The sequence below is a fragment of the Larkinella punicea genome, assembly GCF_003334855.1.
In the GTDB taxonomy this organism is placed as follows: Bacteria; Bacteroidota; Bacteroidia; order Cytophagales; family Spirosomataceae; genus Larkinella; species Larkinella punicea.
In genome coordinates this window covers 51,453-70,035 of the sequence record NZ_QOWE01000001.1, presented here as the reverse complement: position 1 = coordinate 70,035, position 18,583 = coordinate 51,453, and the positions used below count along the sequence as shown (strand labels likewise).

The 18,583-nt window shown below is 51.4% G+C and carries 12 protein-coding genes; 4 read left to right on the top strand and 8 right to left on the bottom strand.

Translation table 11 applies throughout. The annotated features are described in order from the left end of the window. Positions 1-41: 41 nt before the first annotated feature. The 6 genes from DUE52_RS00275 to DUE52_RS00250 form a co-directional block, all read right to left on the bottom strand. Positions 42-2,492 (bottom strand): ABC transporter permease, encoded by a 2,451-nt coding sequence (locus tag DUE52_RS00275; protein ID WP_114403940.1) that lies wholly within the window; start codon positions 2,490-2,492, stop codon positions 42-44. A 20-nt stretch (positions 2,493-2,512) separates the two neighbouring features. Then, the gene (locus DUE52_RS00270; RefSeq protein ID WP_114403939.1) at positions 2,513-4,885 is read right to left on the bottom strand and encodes an ABC transporter permease; all 2,373 of its coding nucleotides are present in this window, start codon (positions 4,883-4,885) and stop codon (positions 2,513-2,515) included. Between the two features lie 194 nt (positions 4,886-5,079). After that, on the bottom strand, positions 5,080-7,497 hold the full coding sequence (locus DUE52_RS00265; RefSeq protein ID WP_114403938.1) for an ABC transporter permease: 2,418 nt from the start codon (positions 7,495-7,497) through the stop codon (positions 5,080-5,082). A 105-nt stretch (positions 7,498-7,602) separates the two neighbouring features. After that, entirely contained in the window at positions 7,603-10,023 is a 2,421-nt protein-coding gene (locus tag DUE52_RS00260) for an ABC transporter permease (RefSeq protein ID WP_114403937.1), read from the bottom strand. A 33-nt stretch (positions 10,024-10,056) separates the two neighbouring features. Further along, positions 10,057-10,251 (bottom strand): hypothetical protein, encoded by a 195-nt coding sequence (locus DUE52_RS00255; protein WP_114403936.1) that lies wholly within the window; start codon positions 10,249-10,251, stop codon positions 10,057-10,059. Positions 10,252-10,358: 107 nt separating this feature from the next. Then, positions 10,359-11,036, bottom strand: coding sequence for an ABC transporter ATP-binding protein (locus DUE52_RS00250; protein WP_114403935.1), 678 nt, complete (start codon positions 11,034-11,036; stop codon positions 10,359-10,361). 126 nt (positions 11,037-11,162) lie between these two features. On the opposite strand from DUE52_RS00250, the gene DUE52_RS00245 reads away from it, so the two are divergent. After that, the gene (locus DUE52_RS00245; RefSeq protein WP_114403934.1) at positions 11,163-11,522 is read left to right on the top strand and encodes a four helix bundle protein; all 360 of its coding nucleotides are present in this window, start codon (positions 11,163-11,165) and stop codon (positions 11,520-11,522) included. An 89-nt stretch (positions 11,523-11,611) separates the two neighbouring features. On the opposite strand, the gene DUE52_RS00240 is transcribed toward DUE52_RS00245, so the two are convergent. After that, the gene (locus DUE52_RS00240) at positions 11,612-12,859 is read right to left on the bottom strand and encodes an efflux RND transporter periplasmic adaptor subunit (protein WP_114404231.1); all 1,248 of its coding nucleotides are present in this window, start codon (positions 12,857-12,859) and stop codon (positions 11,612-11,614) included. A 343-nt stretch (positions 12,860-13,202) separates the two neighbouring features. Between DUE52_RS00240 and DUE52_RS00235 the strand changes: the two genes are divergently transcribed. From DUE52_RS00235 to DUE52_RS00225, 3 genes are all read left to right on the top strand, one after another. Beyond that, positions 13,203-14,588 (top strand): sigma-54-dependent transcriptional regulator, encoded by a 1,386-nt coding sequence (locus DUE52_RS00235; RefSeq protein WP_114403933.1) that lies wholly within the window; start codon positions 13,203-13,205, stop codon positions 14,586-14,588. Positions 14,589-14,591: 3 nt separating this feature from the next. After that, a complete protein-coding gene (locus DUE52_RS00230; RefSeq protein ID WP_114403932.1) occupies positions 14,592-15,920 on the top strand; it encodes a sensor histidine kinase in 1,329 nt (442 codons plus the stop codon). A 553-nt stretch (positions 15,921-16,473) separates the two neighbouring features. After that, a complete protein-coding gene (locus tag DUE52_RS00225) occupies positions 16,474-18,054 on the top strand; it encodes a hypothetical protein (RefSeq protein ID WP_133299732.1) in 1,581 nt (526 codons plus the stop codon). A 48-nt stretch (positions 18,055-18,102) separates the two neighbouring features. On the opposite strand, the gene DUE52_RS00220 is transcribed toward DUE52_RS00225, so the two are convergent. Further along, positions 18,103-18,555: a DinB family protein gene (locus DUE52_RS00220; RefSeq protein ID WP_114403930.1), complete on the bottom strand. Its 453-nt coding sequence runs from the start codon at positions 18,553-18,555 to the stop codon at positions 18,103-18,105. Positions 18,556-18,583 lie beyond the last annotated feature (28 nt).

Here is an 18,583-nt window from a genome sequence, read left to right as displayed (position 1 = left end):
ACCGCAGACATTTTAATTTTTAACTTTTCACTCTTAACTCTTCATTCCGACCGAAGTGACTTCACCGGGTTCATCAACGCGGCTTTGATGCTTTGAAAACTGACGGTAATAAAAGCAATAAGCAGTGCCAAACCGCCCGCGGCTACGAAAATCCACCAAGGAATTGTGATCTTGTACGCAAAGTTTTGCAACCATCGATTCATGGCCCACCACGCCATCGGTGACGCAATTAGAATGGCGATGATGACCAGTTTTAGAAAATCGGTGGAAAGTAATAACACGATATGGGATATGGAAGCGCCCAGCACCTTCCGGACGCCAATTTCCTTGGTGCGTTGCTGGGCCGCAAAAGCCGCTAATCCGAACAGCCCGAGGCAGGAAATCAGGATGGAAATGGCAGTGAAATAAGTCACGATGCGCGACGTACGGACTTCGGCCTGGTAATTTTTCTGGAAATCTTCGTTCAGAAACGAATATTCGAACGGTTCGTCGGGGCGCAGGGCTTTCCATTTCCGTTCCAGAAAACCCAGCACATTTTCCATATTGTCTGAATTGACGTGCGCAATGATGTAGTTGAAGTACGGGCGGGTCATCAGCATAAAAGCGTACGGCTCAATGGGTTGATGGAGGTTTTCGTGGTGAAAGTCTTTCAGAACACCAATCACTTCGTACTGGTACGTCTGCCCGTGCCAATTAAAATTCAGTTTTTGCCCAATGGCTTTGCGGAGTGGAATCTGAAGCTTTCGCAGGGTTGATTCATTGACAACGAGCCGGTTGTTGGTATCGCCGGGAAATTGCCGCGAGAACAACCGTCCGGCCACCAGTTTGAAACCCATCGTTTGCAGATATTCAAAATCGACCTCGCTGTTTTTGACATTCTGCATTTCATTGACGGTTTGATCCGGGCGATACAAACCAAAAGTCGTGGGGTTCATAATGCCGGGATAATACTGGGTTCCGGCCGCCGAAACCACCTGGTTATTCCGTAAAATCTCGTTCCGAAACGCCGTATACATCCCGCGCGACTCAATGCTCCGCAACGGAATGGCAATTTGCTGATCCTGCGTAAAACCCAGCGACTGATTCCGCAAAAACCGCATCTGTTCCTGAATCACGAACGTGGCCAGCACCAGCCCGATGGCGACCACAAACTGAAAAACCACCAGCCCGCGACGCAAAGCCACCGCCGACAGGCTGTTGACAAACTTGCCCTTCAGCACCTGAGCCGGATTGAACATCGACAGGAAAAACGCCGGGTAACTGCCGGCTATTAAACCGGTCAGCAACGCCAGCCCGATGAATGCCAGCGCGATCTGCGGCTCCATCAGCTCCGACATTTGTAATGATTTACCAGCCAGTTGGTTAAACACCGGCAACAGGAGCGAAACCAGCGTAAAGGCAACTACCAGCCCAATCAACGACAAAACCATCGACTCCCCCAGAAACTGCCCGATCAGCGAACCCCGCTGCGCGCCCATTACTTTTCGAATACCGACTTCAGCCGCCCTTTTGGCCGACCGGGCGGTGGATAGATTCATGAAGTTGATGCAGGCAATGACGAGGGTAAAAACCGCAATCGACGCCAGAATATACAGGTACGTCATGCTGTTGGTCGGCGTTACGATGCTCTGAATCTGGCTGTACAAATGAAGCTCCGGAACCGGAATCAGGAAGAGTCGTTTATCGTAACCGTACCGTTTCAGTTCACTGCGCATGTATTTTTCGACAAACGCCGGTATTTTCTGTTCCAACTGCTGCGCGTCGGCATCCGGTCTTAACCGGAGGTAAGTAGTAAAGAGGTTGTTATTGGTATAATCCAGATTGGGCTGCCGAAGGTAATCGCCGATCATGCCGACATACATCGGTACAAAAAACCGGGCATTGATGTGGGAACGGGCACTTTCATCGCGGTAAACGCCCGACACCCGGAAATTGTAGCCGTTGCCCGTCGAGCCGCTGATCCGCACGGTTTTATTCAGGGCGGGTGTATTTCCGAACAATTTATGGGCTACTTCTTCCGATAATACAATCGAGTTGGGCTGAAACAGGGCTTTTTTAGAATTGCCTTCCGTGAATTCGTAGGAAAAGAGATCAAAGAACGTCGAGTCGACCTGATAGCCCTGGGTTTCGTAAAAGGACTTCATCGGCTTGCCCGCTTCCTGCACCTGCAGCAACGTTTTGTCATCCATGATGTTGACGTAAAGCCGCGCGACTTTTTCGACCTCCGGAAATTCCGATTGAATCGCGGCTGCCATCGGCCCCGAAAGGCTGGGGTATTCTTCATTTAATCCGGGCGATTTGACGGCGCTCGACATCAAATACAATTGCTTCGCGTGTTGGTGGTGTTGATCGAACGATAATTCGCTCCGGATGTAGAGCAACAGCAACAGACAGCACGTCATGCCAACCGACAGACCGAGAATGTTGATGGCCGAGAATGTCTTGCTTCGCAGGAGATTCCGGACGGCAATTTTTAAGTAGTTCGCTAGCATAACTTTACATTCTTAACTCTTCATTCCGAACGCAGTGACTTCACCGGATTCATCAACGCGGCTTTGATGCTTTGAAAACTGACGGTGGCAAAGGCAATCAGCACGGCCAGCAGACCCGCCAGCGCAAACACCCACCACTCCAGGTCGATCTTATAGGCAAAGGCGGTCAGCCACTGGCTCATTGTCCACCAGGCAATCGGAGACGCAATCAAAATGCCGATCAGCACCAGCTTCAGGAAATCTCTGGAAAGCAGCGCGACAATGCCCGCGATCGACGCACCCAGCACCTTGCGGATTCCGATTTCCTTGGTGCGTTGCTGGGCCGTAAACGTCGCTAAACCGAACAGCCCCAGGCAGGAAACCAGAATGGCGATTCCCGCAAAGAAGTTGAACAACTGCCCCGTCCGCTGTTCCGATTTATACAGCTCGTTGTATTGCACGTCCATAAACTGGTAGTCGAACGGATAATCAGGACTGTATTTTTTCCAGAGTTTTTCGGTAGCCGTAATGGCTTTGGAGGCATCCCGACCCGTGGTTTTGATGTAAAGCCGCCCCAAATTGGTGTTGTTCCGGTAAAAGAAAACCGCCGGTTCCACTTTCTGGCGCAGGGAGGCAAAATGGAAATCTTTCACGACACCGATGATGATTCCTTTCGTTTGGCCGAGCGTAAAACTTTTGCCGATGGGATTTTTAATGCCCGTATTTTTCACGGCGGTTTCGTTCAGGATGACGTGCATCGAGTCGGCGGGGGAGCCCGTAAAGGTTTCTCCCTGCACCATTTTCAAACCGAAGGTGGAAATGAAATCTTTCTCAACCTGCATCCGGTTGATGATAAACATGCTGTTTTTGGGCTTTCCGTCCCAGTCCGTATCGCCGGTTGAATTGCCTAAACTGAGCAGATTTCCATTCGAAGCGGTTACGCTCCGGACACTGGGCTGGCGCGACAATTCGGCCTTGATCGCATCGAAATGCTTCAACATATCGCCGGTCATCCAGAACGCGAAGACATTTTCCCGGTCATAGCCCAGATTTCGCTCGCGCATAAACCGCAGTTGGTTGCCAATCACGAGGGTTCCCACGATCAAAGCCGTCGAAAAGGCAAACTGGGTGATCACCAGCGTTTGCCGGAACGTAACGCCTTTGCCACCCGTTGCCATTTTTCCGCGCAACACTTTCAAGGGTTCGAACGACGACAAAACCAGAGCCGGATAGATTCCCGCAACGGCCAGGGTAAATACCAAAGCACCCACCAACACCAGCCAGGTTTGCGGATCGGCCAGCGAGAAGGGTTGGGTTTTGCCGGTCAGTTCCTGATAAGTAGATTCCAGCCCTTTGATCAGCCCGATGGCCAGCAGCAGTGCGACGACAAAAATCAGGAGTGATTCGGCCAGAAACTGCCCGATCAGGTGCTGGCGACCCGCGCCGACGACCTTCCGGACACTCACTTCCTTCGCCCGTTGTGTGGCCCGCGCCGTGGCCAGGTTGACGTAGTTGATACAGCCGATGGCCAGCAGAATCAGGGCGACGATGCCCATCATTTTCACTTCCTGCATGGCACCGGGCGTGCCGTCGGGCCGGTAGAGGTGGATGTCGGTCAGCGGTTGTAGGCGGTACACCGTCACCTGATCGTATTGGTTGCTGGCGTGATGAACGTCGTTCAGGGTTTTAACGATCTTGTCCAGATTGGCCCGTGGATCGATCCGGAAAAAGGTCTGGGCGTACCAGTTTCCCCAATCCGAATCCATCGACTTCCAGTAATCGTTGGCCTGATAGCCTTTGGCAACGATCTCCAGCGGAAACAGCATGTTGCATTTGATGCTGGAGTTGTCCGGGAAATCGCGGATGATGCCGCTCACGACGAAGTTCTGCTTTTTCGGAACCGAATACAGGATTTTTCCCACCGGTTCGGCCGAACCAAAGTATTTCAAAGCCGCCGATTCTGTCAGAACGACCGATTGCCGGTCGGGGAAAGGACGCTCGCGGTTCCCTTTAACCCATTCGAAACTAAAAAACGTGAAGAAACCCGGATCGACGTAGACGGCTTTTTCTTCCACCAGCGTTTTGTCCTGCACCTTGAAAGGCGACGAATCGTAGTTTCCAACGATGCGCACGGCGTCTTCCACCGACGGCATTTGCTGTTTGGCATGTGCCGCCACGGGGGCCACGATCTGGCCCGAAAACTGCTGCGCCGTGCCGGAGCCAAAACCACCGTTGACGCGGTAAATCCGATCCGCATTCGCATGAAAGCGGTCGAAACTCATTTCGTCTTTCACCCACCAGAGCAGCAGAATACCGATTCCCAGTGCCACGGCCAACCCGCCAATGTTGATGGCCGAGTAGCCTTTGTTGTTGAGCAGACCCCGCCAGGCGGTTTTGAAGTAATTGCGAATCATACCCTTTTTTTAGTTAAGAGTGAAGAGCATTAGCCAACTCATCACTCTTAGGATTTACGTCTGATAATTCATTGCACTTCCGCTTTTTGCCCCTAAATCCCCTAAAGGGGACTTTTAGCATCCGGATTAGGCTGCGTCCAAGTCCCCTTTAGGGGATTTAGGGGCAAAAAGCGGAAGTATTAACTCTTCACTCCTTATTCCGACCGCAACGAAGTAACCGGATTCATCAGAGCCGCTTTCACGGACTGAAACGAAACCGTCAACAGTGCAATCGCCAGTACCAGCACGAACGGCAGTGCAAAAAGCCACCAATTTATATCGGCCCGGAACGCATACGTGTTGAGCCATTGGCTCACGGCCAGCCACGCCAGCGGAGTCGCTACCACGCAGGCAATCAGAATCAAAATCGCAAATTCTTTGTAGAGCATCCGCACGATCTCGGGCACCGTGGCCCCCAGCACCTTGCGAATGCCAATTTCTTTGGTCCGCTGGGCCGTGGTGAACGACGCCAGCCCGAATAGACCCAGACACGCGACCAGAATGGCTAAACCGGTGAACAAACCGAACACTTGCCCAAACCGCTGATCGGCCTGGTATTGCGCGTTGAAATGTTCATCCAGGAAGAAGTATTCAAACGGATTGCCGGGGAAAAACCGGTTCCATTCGCTTCGGACGGTAGCGATCGTGGTGTTCAGTTGACTGGATGCCATCTTGATCGAAAAATAACCGCCCGCATCCGGAATGAGCCGGAGAATCAGCGGTTCGAAGGCATCCCGCAGCGATTGCTGGTGAAAATTGTCGGTGACGCCAACGATGGTAAACGTTTCGCCCCAGAAATCAATTTCTTTGCCAATCGACTCTTCCGGCTTGTTGAAACCCAGTTGCTTGATCGCCATTTTGTTGAAAATGACGGCTTTCTTTTCCAGGCCGTACTCTTTCGAAAAATCGCGCCCGGCCAGCAGTTTCAGGTCGAAGGTTTTCAGGAAGTCGTAATCGACGGCAATCACCCGGTATTGGCTTCCCTTGCTTTCGTCGGTGCCTTTCAATCGAATGCCGCCCGCGTTCCAGTCCGACGCCTGACCCGGCACCACCGACGACGCGGCCACGTGCCGGATGGCGGGTTGGCGCAGCAGTTCTTCTTTAAAAGCCACCATCTGCCGCATAAACGTGGAATCCAGACGGATGATGGGCGGATTGACGACCAGCGTCTGATCGATGTTGATACCCAGACTTTGTTCCTGCATGAAGCTGATCTGCCGAAAAACCGCCAGCGTGCCGACGAGCAGAAACAGCGAAGCCGCAAACTGAAAAATGACCAGCGATTTCCGCAGAATGATGCCCTGCCGCGACGTCACCATCTTGCCTTTCAACACCGTGACCGGCCGGAAACCGGACAAAACAAACGCCGGATACAAGCCCGAAAAGAAGGTTCCGATGACGAACAAGGTTGCCAACGCCAGCCAGAACGACCCGTTTCCCAGCAGCGACAGCGTCAGGTGCTGGCCCGACAGCGTATTGAACAAGGGCATCACGGCCACGACAAACCCCAGCGCCAGAACCACCGCCAGGCCGTTCAGCAAGACCGATTCAATCAGAAATTGCCGGATCAACTGCCCCCGCTGCGACCCGACGGCTTTGCGAATGCCGACTTCCTTGGCGCGGTTGATGGCCCGCGCCGTCGCCAGATTGATGTAGTTGACCCAGGCAATGACGACGATGAAAAACGCAATCGCCAGCAGCAGATAAACCGTGTTGCCGTCGCCGTTGGGTTCGGCTTCCTCCATCAGGTGCGAGTAGAGGTGAATGTCTTTCAGGGGTTGCAGCGTATAGACCGCACCGGCATCGTATTTTTTCAGTTCGGCTCCAATGGTTTTTTCAATGTACGGCACAAACTTGGCTTCGAGCGCTTTCGGATTCGCGTCAGGGCGGAGCAGCAAATACGACATCGCCCCGTCCCACATCCAGGCATTGTCCGGGTTGTTGTCCGGCCCCATTTCTTTCACAAACGTCACGTGCGGAATCAGCAGATCCGCGTGCAGATGCGTATTGGCTGGCATGTCTTTGTAAACACCCGTTACTTTAACCGCCTTCCGCTGGTTGAACCGGATGGTTTTGCCCATAGCCTGTTCATTTCCAAACAGCTTTTTAGCAACGGTTTCGGAAAGAACAACGGTATTGGGTTCGGCCAGGGCGGTGGTGGGATCACCGGCGAGCAGGGGATAGGAGAAGATTTTGAAGAACGATTGGCTGGCCACAAAAACCTTCTCAACTTTCAGGCTTTTTTCGCCGTAATCGGCAATCAATGCCCGGCGCTTCAGCACTTTGACGTAATCTTCCACCTCCGGGAAGGTCGCTTTGAACGAGTTGCCAGCCGCCTGGGCACCCCCGGCCCATTGCGTGCTCAGTTTGCCCTTGTCATACCGATCCTGTTTGACGCGGTAAATCCGATCGCCCTTCGCGTGAAACTGGTCGTAGCTCAGCTCAAAATCCACATATTGCAGAATCAGGAGACAAGCCGCAATCCCGATGGACAGCCCGACAATGTTGATGGCCGAGAACACCTTGTGGCGCACCAGATTCCGAAACGCGATTTTGAAATAGTTCGTTAGCATGTTGTGTAAAATTATGAGTGAAGAGTTATGAGTTAAGAGTTAGAAATGCAGACATCCATTTTAACTCTTAACTCTTAACTCTTAACTCTTAACTCTTCACTCTTTTCACTCCGACCGAAGTGAGGATACCGGATTGGTTAAGGCCGCTTTGATGCTCTGGAAACTCACCGTGGCGAAGGCGATTAGAATGGCGAGCAAACCCGCAACGGCGAACATCCACCACGCCAGTTCGATCTTGAACGCGTATTCTTTCAGCCATTGACTCATGAGCCACCACGCCAGCGGGGATGCAATGACAATGCCGATCAACACCAGTTTCAGGAAGTCTTTCGACAACAGGATCACAATACTGCCAACACTGGCTCCCAGCACTTTGCGTACCCCGATTTCTTTGATCCGCTGTGCCATGATCATGACGGCAATGGCAAACAGGCCCATGCACGACAGCACGATGGCCACCCCGGCGGCCGTAATGAACAGTTTGGCCATTTGTTCTTCCGACTGGTATTGCCGGTCGGTATTTTCGTCGAGGAAACTGCCTTCAAATTCAGATTTTGGAGCAACTTCCTCCCACGCTTTTTTCAAAACCGCCATCGTGGCCGGCACGTTATCCGGCGCGATTTTGACCAGAATATACCCAATCGGCCAGTCGTGGCTCATGAGGAGCGTGTTGGGCTGTACGGTTTTTTTGAGCGATTCGTGGTGGTAGTCTTTCACCACGCCGATGACCACCAAAGGTGGTTCGCCATCACTCACGTTCAGCAAGGTGCCGACCGGGTTTTTCTCGCCCAGTTCCTTCGCCATCGTTTCGTTGATGATGACGCTGGTGGTGGTGTCGGTGGCGTACTGACGGGAGAAATCGCGTCCAGCCTGCAGTTTGATGTCCAGGGTTTTCAGGTAATCGTAATCGACGGGTTGCCAGTGGCTCCGAATCGTCCGGTTTTTGTGGTCAAAGCCCACGATCGACGTCACGGAGGAACCATCCAGACCACGGCCAAAGTTCTTATACGCACCCGTCACACTCAGCACCCGGGGCTGTTGTGCGAGCTTATCCCGGAAGAGGTTTAACGCCTGCCGCCCATTGACCGAACTGCCAACCGGAATGCTAATGACCTGATTTTCATTGAATCCAAGCGGCATGGTGCGCAGGAAGTTGACTTGTTGCCAGGCAATGAGCGTACATGCCATCAGGAATGTGGCAATCGCAAACTGAACGATGAGTAGGGTGTTGCGAACCGCTCCGGTTTTTCCCAGTGAAACTTTTCCTTTCAGAATCTGCGTCGTGTTCAACCGGGCCACAAACAACGCCGGATAGCCACCGGCCACGAAGGTGATCACCAGGAAAGCCGTCAGCATGGAGACGATTACCGTAGGGTCGGCGAGGTAGGAGAGGGATGCTTTGGTTCGTAAAATGCTGTTCAGCTCGGCTACCAGAGCCGTGACCAGCAAACCGCCCAAGACCAGCGAAATCAGGCAAAGAATGAAGGCTTCGCCCCAGAATTGAAAGACCAGTTGTTGTTTTAAGGCCCCCAGCACCTTGCGCATACCGACCTCGCGGGAGCGCGTCATGGACCGGGCTGTGGAAAGATTGATGAAGTTGATGCAGGCAATCAGCACGATAAAACCGGCCACTACCAGCAGCAGAATCGGGTAGGAGCGTTTGACGGGCGAGCCATTGCCTCCGCCCACCTCGGTGTCGAAGTGCAGGTCGGTCATCGGCAACAGCCGAAGGCTGGTCAGGTCGCCGTTTTCGTCGGGCTGCCCGCCGTCGCGTTTGAGGTTCAGGATCGAATTGGCGAGGTATTTGGTGACAAAAGGCCGGAGCCGTTGTTCAAACGTGGCTTCGCTGATTTTTGGATCGACCTGGACGAATACCGAATGAAACCGGTTGTCCCACTGGTCTTTGTTCTGCTGGTATTCCGGGTAGGCTTCAAACCGGGCCAGCAGGTCAAATTTCAGGCTGGAATTGGTAGGCGCATCGGCAATCACGCCCGACACCACGAACGGTTTCCAGGTTTCGTTTAGCCGCAGCGACAGGGTTTTTCCAACGGGGTCGGTAGAACCAAAAATAGACCGGGCGGTTTTTTCGCTGATAACGATGTTGCTCAGGCTGTTCAGAACCGTGGACGGATTGCCTTTCTGCATCGGGAACGAAAACATCTCGAAGAAATCGGGATCGACAAACCGGACGCTCTTGTCAAATTCCTGATCGCCGTACCGAACCGCCCCACCACCATCGACCACCCGCGTAATGTGCGCGATCTCGGGCAGGAGTTCTTTGCGGAGTGAGGGAGCCAGAGGGGCGGGCATCGTCGCCGATTTGCTGGTGGGTCCCGACTGCTCATACACCATGAACAACTGCTTGCCGTTGGTGTGGAAGTTATCGAACGTCAGGTGCGACCAGGCGGCCAGAAACAGCAACAGGCAGCTTGCAAATGCTACCGACATGCCAATGACATTGACCAACGCAAACGTTTTGTGTTTCCACAGATTACGCAGCGCAATTTTAGTGTAGTTGAGAAGCATAAGAAAAAGCGGGATCGTCGGTGAGCCGTCGTACTACTGTGCCAGAGTCCGCACGAACTTCACCAGCGTCGGTTGGGATAACTGGCAAGGGGTTCGCTGGCTATCCTTTGTCTTTGGGACATACTGTTTCACCTTCCGGTGGGCCGAAAAAAGGTTGTGTGGATGACCAATGGCCGAAGCCGACTGGCCGATACAAACCATAAGAAACAAAAGGATCAGCGTTTTCATAAAAAGGTTTCTGAACCGGGATTAAGCTGATTTCATTGATTCAACTGATTTTTAATCAGAATCATCAAAAGAATCAGTGAAATCAGTTGAATCCCGGTTCAGATGTATTATACGTGGAAATTCTCCGTCACAATCTTGCCATCGAACAGGTTGACGATGCGGTGGGCAAAACCGGCATCGTAGGGTGAGTGCGTCACCATGATGATCGTCGTTCCTTCCGTGTTCAACTGGTTCAGCAATTTCATCACTTCCTCCCCGTTGGTGGAGTCAAGGTTACCCGTCGGCTCATCGGCCAGGATCATCTTGGGTTTGGCAACCACCGCGCGGGCAATGGCCGTCCGTTGCTGCTGACCACCCGATAACTGCTGCGGAAAGTGGTTGCGTCGGTGCATGATGTTCATCCGTTCGAGCACTTCCTCCACCGCTTTCTTACGGTCTTCGGCGGGGGTTTTCAGGTACAGCAGCGGCAGTTCGACGTTTTCGTAAACCGTTAGTTCGTCGATGAGGTTAAAGCTCTGAAACACAAAGCCGATGGAGCCTTTCCGCAACTGTGCCCGCTGGCGTTCCGACATCTTCGACACTTCGGTGCCATAGAAATGGTATTCGCCTTCCGACGGGTTGTCCAGCAGGCCGAGGATGTTGAGCAGCGTGGACTTTCCACAGCCCGACGGACCCATCATAGCCACAAATTCGCCATCCTTGACATCCATGGAAATGCCGTGCAGCGCGGTGGTTTCGACTTCTTCAGTCGCAAAAACTTTTTGTAGGTTTACGGTACGTATCATTTGTTTGAGGATTAGAGAAGGAAAGGAAGAAAGGAGAAAAGGAAAGTCGTTGCTTTTCAGACAAATCCGCGTCTAATTAAAAACCGGTTTCCTGTATCCTTTCATCCATTCTTCCTTTTTTGAATCATGTCTAAAATTGAAAAGTTTGAAGATTTAATTGTTTGGCGAGAAGGCCTTGATTTAGCTATTTCGCTTTATAAGGAACTAATTGACTGCCAAGATTATAGCTTAAAAGATCAAATGCGTCGGGCTGCCGTTTCAATTTCTTCCAATATCGCCGAAGGTTTTGAACGACATTCAAATAAAGAATTTATCCGGTATCTGCGTATCGCCAAAGGATCAACTGGTGAACTTCGAACTCAAATTCATTTATCTATTGCTATCGGTGTCATTACTAATCCAGTTGGAGAACAACTCTTAGGAAAGACACGATTAATCTCTGCAATGCTGCAAAATTTAATAAAAACAAGATTAGAAAAGTTTTAAAAACGGGAGAGAGGAGGAAGCGCGGAAAGGATGAGTGGGTATTATTGCCATTTTTCCCCTTTTTCCTTCCTCCTCTCATCCCATCCTCCTCAAAATTCCAATACCTCGTTATCCCCAAAGTTCTCATACGATGACGTAATGACCTGTTCGCCCGGTTCCAGGCCGGTCAGCACTTCGAAGTATTCGGGGTTTTTACGACCCAGCGTAATGCTCCGTTTTACCGCCCGGTTGCCCAGTTTATCAACCACATAGACCCAGTTGCCACCCGTATCGGAGAAGAAACCGCCCACGGGCAACAGCGTCGCTTTCGAAGCCTTGCCCAGTTCCAGTTGAATGGGCGTCGACTGGCCACGTTTGATCCCCGCCGGAGCGCCTTTCGGGAAAATCATGTCTACCTCAAACCGTCCGTTCCGCACTTCCGGATAAACCCGCGTGATCTGCAAGGCATTGTTGGTACCGCTGTATTCAAACGTTCCGTTCAAACCGGCGAAGATGCGGCTGTTGTAGTGTTCGTCGATGCCGACCCGCATTTTAAAACCGTTGAGGTCATCGATCTGGCCAATGTTCTGGCCCTGGTTGATGTTGGAACCGACTTCCACGTCCATCGACGATAACTGACCCGAAACCGGTGCTTTCACCACCAGATTATTCAGCGTTTGCTGCCAGAGGGCCACGTTTTTCTGCGTCCGGGCCAGCGTTTCCTCCAGTTGTTTGATCTGAATCAGTGAGTTTTCCTGCTGGTATTTCTGCGATTCGACTTCAATTTTCCGTTGCTCCACCAGCCGGTCATAATCCCGTTTGGCCGTCAGGTAATCCTGTTCGGGAATGGCTTTGTCTTTATATAATTTCGCCTGGCGGTCATAGGCATCTTTGGCCTTGTCGAGTTGGAAATCCAGATCCGAGAGCGTTTTTTGCAGCGTGTAGCGTTCCACCCGCAAGCGTTGACGGGTATTTTGCAAATCGTTCACCAATCGGTTGGCTTCGGTTTCCGACTGGAGGAAGTTGAGTCGCAGGTTCTGGTTTTCCAGCTTCAGCAATACTTCGCCCTGTTTCACCATTGCCCCACCTTCTACGAGTTTCTCCGTCACATAACCCCCGGCGATGGCGTCGAGCCGGATGGTTTTCAAAGGCTGAACCACACCGGTTACGACAATGAAATCGTCAAAAGTGCCGGTTGAAACGGTTGAAATCGTAATTTTATCCTTTTCGACGTTCAGTTTCGAACGGTGATCGGCCCATAGAAAGTTGTAAGCCAGCAATCCGATTACGGCTACTCCACCGACTGCGATGGCAATCCGCTGGCTTGTCCAAAATCGTTTAGGTAATACGCGATCCATTAATTCGTTGATTGATTGGTTGACTAATTGATTCTTGAATAAGGCTGCAATAAAATGATTTTTCAGCATCATCCACTCGGACAGTCTAATGCCAATTGACGTGCCAGTAATTTACAAGTGCTGATAGACAGTAAGTTATGGTCGTTTTGGTGGCTAATTCCTGTCCACATGCGGACAAGTTTTGTCCGAAAGCGGACACGGACAAAACCGCCTTATCTTGCCGTGCTGTTTCTTCCGGATAAGCCGTTTTGCAGCGAACCAACAGACTGCCTATCTTTAGGCGGTAAACGGACATCCCGACTGGAAAAAACCGCACTGTTTCTGGCCCTGTCTTGAAAATTTTATGTCGAAACTTCTGATTATCGACGATGACGTCGATGTGTTGAGTGCTGCCAAATTGCTGCTCAAACGCCATTATCCCCAGGTTGATATTGAAAAGAATCCCGAGAGAATTCCGTTTCTGATCACCAACGGAAGCTACGATCTCGTGCTGCTCGACATGAACTTTCAGCGCGACAACAGCAGTGGTCGCGAGGGTTTTCTGTGGCTCGACCGGATTCTCGACATTAAACCCACCACGGCGGTTGTGTTAATCACGGCGTATGGCGACGTTGAAATGGCGGTGCGGGCCATCAAATCCGGTGCACGGGATTTTGTGTTGAAACCCTGGGAAAACGATAAATTGCTGGCCACCCTGCAGAGTGCGCTGGACGGGCGGAAGGACGACAGCAACGGACTGTCGAAAACCGGTAGCCTGGCCGGATCGGCGTCGGTGGGCGGCAAGTCGCAAAACCAATCCAGCTACATAGCCGTCAGTCCCTCCATGCGGCAGGTGTTTGCCACCGTAGAGCGGGTGGCCGAAACGGATGCCAATGTGCTGATTCTGGGTGAGAACGGCACCGGAAAGGACGTGGTAGCCAGAGCCTTACACCAGCGATCGCTCCGACGCGACAAACCGTTTGTGAGCGTCGATCTGGGCGCTTTGAGCGACAGTCTGTTCGAGAGTGAATTGTTCGGCCACGTCAAGGGTGCTTTCACTGATGCCCGCGAAGACCGAACCGGGCGGTTTGAAGAAGCTCAGGGTGGCACGATTTTTCTGGACGAAATCGGCAACATTTCACTGCCCCAGCAAGCCAAACTGCTGACGGTTTTGCAACAGCGGGTGGTGACCCGACTGGGAACGAACAAGCCCAAAAACATTGATGTCCGCCTGATTTGCGCCACCAATTCACCGATTTATCAGCACGTCAGTGACCGCACATTTCGGCAGGATTTGCTGTACCGGATCAATACCATCGAGATTCACATTCCGCCCCTGCGCGAACGGCCCGAAGATATTGTGCCACTGGCCGAGCATTTTCTGAAGCAATACCGCAAGCAATACAACCGCAAAGTCGCTTCGATCAGTCCGGCCCTAACGCGGCAATTGCAGCAATACCGCTGGCCGGGTAACATCCGGGAATTGCAGCACGCCATCGAGCGGGCGGTTATTCTGGCGCAGGGCAATGTGCTCGAACCGGAAGATTTTTACTTTGGCACCAGTACACCGGCGGCCATTCCGACGGACAAGGATTTGCCGTTCCAGGAAAATCTTCAGATTGAAGACATGGAGAAGAAAATGATTCAGCAGGCCATGCAGAAATACCACGGCAACATCACCGACATCGCCCGCGAACTGGGTCTGTCGCGGCAGGCACTATACCGCCGTCTGGAGAAATACGGACTCTAAATCATGAAACGATTCGCCACCGGGCTTTTTATTCGGATTTCCATTATTCTGGTTACCTGTCTGCTGATCGCGTATGCCTGGTGGACGGTTCCGGCCAGCCGGTCGTTGCTGGTGGGGGTCGGGATTATTCTATTGACGATTCAAACGGCCAATCTGCACCGCTACATCACCAGCCTGAACCGCAAACTGACCCGGTTTATGGAGTCCGTACGGTATTCGGATTTTGCCGTGGCCTTCAAAGCCGATAGTGAGTTGGGTCCCAGTTTTAAGGAGTTGAACCAGCAGTTCAACGAAGTGCTGGAAGCTTTCCGGCAGGCGCGGGCCGAGAAAGAAGCGAATCTGCATTACCTCAACACCATTGTTCAGCAGGTGAGCGTGGGGCTGATTTCGTTCGATATGGCCGGCAATGTCGAGATGACCAACCAGGCTGCTTTGCGTTTGCTGGGAATCTACCGGCTCCGCAATCTTTCTGATTTACAGTCGGTTCATGCCGGTTTATATGATATTCTGACCGGAACCCCCAGCAGCACGCCCGCCATTTACCAGACCAGCTTCGAGCAGGAGCTTTCGGTGCGCTGTGCGACGGTTAGCCTGCGGGGCCGTCCGGTCACGGTGGCGTCGATTCAGAACATTCGCTCCGAACTGCAGCAGAAGGAACTGGAAGCGTGGCAGAACCTGACCAAGGTACTGCGGCACGAAATTATGAATTCGGTTACGCCGATTGTTTCGCTGGTCGGCACCATGCAGCAGATTGTCAACACCGAACTGGCTGGGGCGGATACCGAAGCGGTCAATGACCTGCGCGAAGCCCTGACGACCATTGAACACCGGGGGCGCGGCATCATGCGGTTTGTGGATGCCTACCGCAATTTCACGGCCATTCCGCAACCAAGACTGGCCGAAATCTCCGTCGAGAATCTACTCAAAAACGTCATTGCGCTGGTACAGACCGAGTTGCAGCAGCGGCATATTATTTTACAGGCTCCCCCCGTGCCGTCGTACCTGATGATTTTTGCCGATGCCGGGCAAATTGAAATGGTGTTGATCAACCTGATCAAGAATGCGATGGAAAGTCTGGACGGACACCGAAAGCCGAAACTCCGGCTGGAAGTTAAATCGCAGGACAACCGGCTGATGATTTACGTTTCCGACAACGGGCCGGGCATCGAACCGGAAGCCATCGAGAAAATTTTTATCCCCTTTTATACCACCAAGAAAACCGGTTCCGGCATCGGTTTAAGCCTTTCGCGGCAGATTATGCAGCTTCATAACGGGCAATTAAAAGTGACCTCCACACCCGGACAAGGCAGCACGTTTTCGATGATTTTCTGATTAACTCGCCATCTCGCTGATCAGTTCGCCGTATTGGTATTATGTTTGCTTTTGCAAACATATATCAGTTGGGTTTATTATATTTACCCGAATGATCGATTACGTTTATTCTTGATAGCCGTATTTTCTAGTTTATAAATTCTATCCCGTCCGACCATGTAAAACCTCTATCCACTCTTGTATGATATTAGCGATAAACTATTGCAGAATCTACCTCTTACCGACGTTTGAAAGATTCATTAATACGAAAATTGAGAATCAAACTATAAAAATCAGTTACGTATTACTTCTTTTAATTCTGACGTTTCCGTACCTGGATTTCGTCCATATACCGAGTGCCGGGATTGATAATTCATGGCGTATTGCGTTGGAGCTTAGTCAGGAAAAGAAACTGATCTGGGGGCAGGATATTATTTATACGTATGGGCCGTTGGGCCGATGGCTTCAGCGATATACGATTACAACCGGTCGGTTGGAGCTTTTGGCCGTGGATCTTTTTTTCGCGGTTAATTTGGCCGTTTTGCTTTACAATATGTTGCCTAATCCGCTCAGAATGTGGAATTTGGGTGTCTATTTTATCCTGTGGGCCCTGATCAGCAACATGTATGGGGAATGGGTGCATTTCCTGTGGTTTTATTCGGTAATTTACTGGGGTGTTCGCTATGTCTACCGGCCGACGCAGGGTTTGCTCTACTACCTATTGGTCCTCTCCACCGTAAATTTTTTCATGAAGGCCAATTATGGCATTCTCATTCTGGGTTTTATTGTTTCATTGTTGGTTTATATTTACTTGAGCAAGCAAAAAACGGGGCGTTGGTTTCTTTTTCAGGTAGCGATTCTGCTGGTGTTACTGATGACGGGTGCTCATTTTTTGCACACCGATTTAGTGAATTACTTTATTTCCAGCCTGCATATAATCAGTGGTTATAACGAATCTCAGGCTATTTATCCGGATAACAGGCTCAGGCTCGTACTGCTTTCGTATGGAATGTATCTCCTGCAAATCGCAACCACCTTGCTTTACTTTTATACCATAAAGACATCCGTTTACAAGCCTAAAAGCAACCCTTATGCCGCCTTATTCAGCCTGGTGTGGATGCTGATCATTTCCTTTGTTATCCTGAAGTATGCTTTTACCCGAGCCGATAGCGGCCACTTAACGGTCTATATCAAGCAATCAAGCATATTGCTGGTGCTGATTATCGTTTCCGCAAAAGAAGGCTGGATCCGGAAAACATTCTTTGTCTATTTACTCTTGAATGGTAGTTTTTATCTTGTTTTTTATGCGCCGGTTTTCGGGAAAATGTCGGTTAATTATACGACAATGTTTACCCAGAAAGTATACATTCTAACGCATTATTTTCAGTCAGCATTAACGGAAAAATATCCCGTTCCCAGGGCAACACTCCCCGCCCGGATTCTTCAAAAGATCGGGAATCAGACGACGGATCGGATCCCCAATGAAATTTCAGAAATTTATTTTAACGGATTGAATTACAACCCCCGCCCGGTTATTCAATCCTATCAGGCTTACAACTGGTATCTCGATACGAAGAATCGGGAGAAGTATCTATCCAAAACCGCTCCCGACTGGATTATCTACTCCTACGAAAGTATCGACGGGAAATACCCGCTTGCGGATGAGACGCAAACGCTGTTGGCGGTGTTGCAACGCTACCGCGTGGCCGATGAGGCCAATGGTTGCCTTTTTCTGAAAAAAACGGATGATATCCGGCCGCTGCAACTTGTCAGAAAAGAAACCATCCGGCTGCGGATGGGTGAAACATTGCGTCTTCCAGAAAAAGACTCCCTGTTGCATGTCATTTATACCAAAATCCACTATTCCCTGTATGGAAAAATCCTGAATGTCCTTTTCCAGCCTCCGCAACTGACCATGACCATTGGAGCAGAAAATAGCCGGGCCGTTACCTACCGGGCGGTGCCTGTGTTACTGGAGAAGGGAATGGTGGTGAACGCCCGGGTCGATCATCTGGCGGATGCCAAAGAGTTTCTGGAAACGTCACAGGTTCGCCATAAACGGGTTACGTCTATTGTGTTTAATGAAAAAATCCGGTGGAAACCCGGATTCGACCCGGTTATTGAGGTGACAAGGCTGTCCTATCGCCTGAAATAATGAGGTTCTGAGGGGAGTCTCAAGCGACCGGATGCCAACCCCGGCGGCTCAGTTCCGCGCCCAGAAAATAAAATCGGTCAACGGGGCCTGGTCGAGTTGCGGTCGAAGCAACTGGACAATCTGCCCGCGGTGGTAGGCGGCATGGTGACTCAACTGCGTCAGAATGTCGATCAGGGGGCTTTTAAAAGGCTGACCGGTTGAGGTGGTATACGAAACAATCCGGTTCAGGCTGTCGTCCGATTCACTATTCAGGACGGTTTTCAAGCGCAGGAAATTCCGGTCGGACGTTTCCCCCATCCAGGCAATTGGAATGTCTTCCCAAATGGCGACGTAACTGATCTCTCCCGTCACCCGCGATAGCCAGATTTGCTGGGCAGACAGGATATGCCCCATCAGTTGCACTGCCCGAAGCGGAGGACTGGCCACGCTGTCGAGCGCATCGATCACGGTTCGGTTGGCCCACTGCTCGTAGTCAACCAGGCGAATCAGGTAGTTTTTCATCCGAAGCCGGGCGTTTTACCGCATTAGT

Bases quoted from the DNA above. Each gene is read 5' to 3' on its own strand.
- DUE52_RS00275 (WP_114403940.1), bottom strand. From the start codon at position 2,492: ATGCTAGCGAACTACTTAAAAATTGCCGTCCGGAATCTCCTGCGAAGC.
- DUE52_RS00270 (WP_114403939.1), bottom strand. From the start codon at position 4,885: ATGATTCGCAATTACTTCAAAACCGCCTGGCGGGGTCTGCTCAACAAC.
- DUE52_RS00265 (WP_114403938.1), bottom strand. From the start codon at position 7,497: ATGCTAACGAACTATTTCAAAATCGCGTTTCGGAATCTGGTGCGCCAC.
- DUE52_RS00260 (WP_114403937.1), bottom strand. From the start codon at position 10,023: ATGCTTCTCAACTACACTAAAATTGCGCTGCGTAATCTGTGGAAACAC.
- DUE52_RS00255 (WP_114403936.1), bottom strand. From the start codon at position 10,251: ATGAAAACGCTGATCCTTTTGTTTCTTATGGTTTGTATCGGCCAGTCG.
- DUE52_RS00250 (WP_114403935.1), bottom strand. From the start codon at position 11,036: ATGATACGTACCGTAAACCTACAAAAAGTTTTTGCGACTGAAGAAGTC.
- DUE52_RS00245 (WP_114403934.1), top strand. From the start codon at position 11,163: ATGTCTAAAATTGAAAAGTTTGAAGATTTAATTGTTTGGCGAGAAGGC.
- DUE52_RS00240 (WP_114404231.1), bottom strand. From the start codon at position 12,859: ATGGATCGCGTATTACCTAAACGATTTTGGACAAGCCAGCGGATTGCC.
- DUE52_RS00235 (WP_114403933.1), top strand. From the start codon at position 13,203: ATGTCGAAACTTCTGATTATCGACGATGACGTCGATGTGTTGAGTGCT.
- DUE52_RS00230 (WP_114403932.1), top strand. From the start codon at position 14,592: ATGAAACGATTCGCCACCGGGCTTTTTATTCGGATTTCCATTATTCTG.
- DUE52_RS00225 (WP_133299732.1), top strand. From the start codon at position 16,474: ATGTGGAATTTGGGTGTCTATTTTATCCTGTGGGCCCTGATCAGCAAC.
- DUE52_RS00220 (WP_114403930.1), bottom strand. From the start codon at position 18,555: ATGAAAAACTACCTGATTCGCCTGGTTGACTACGAGCAGTGGGCCAAC.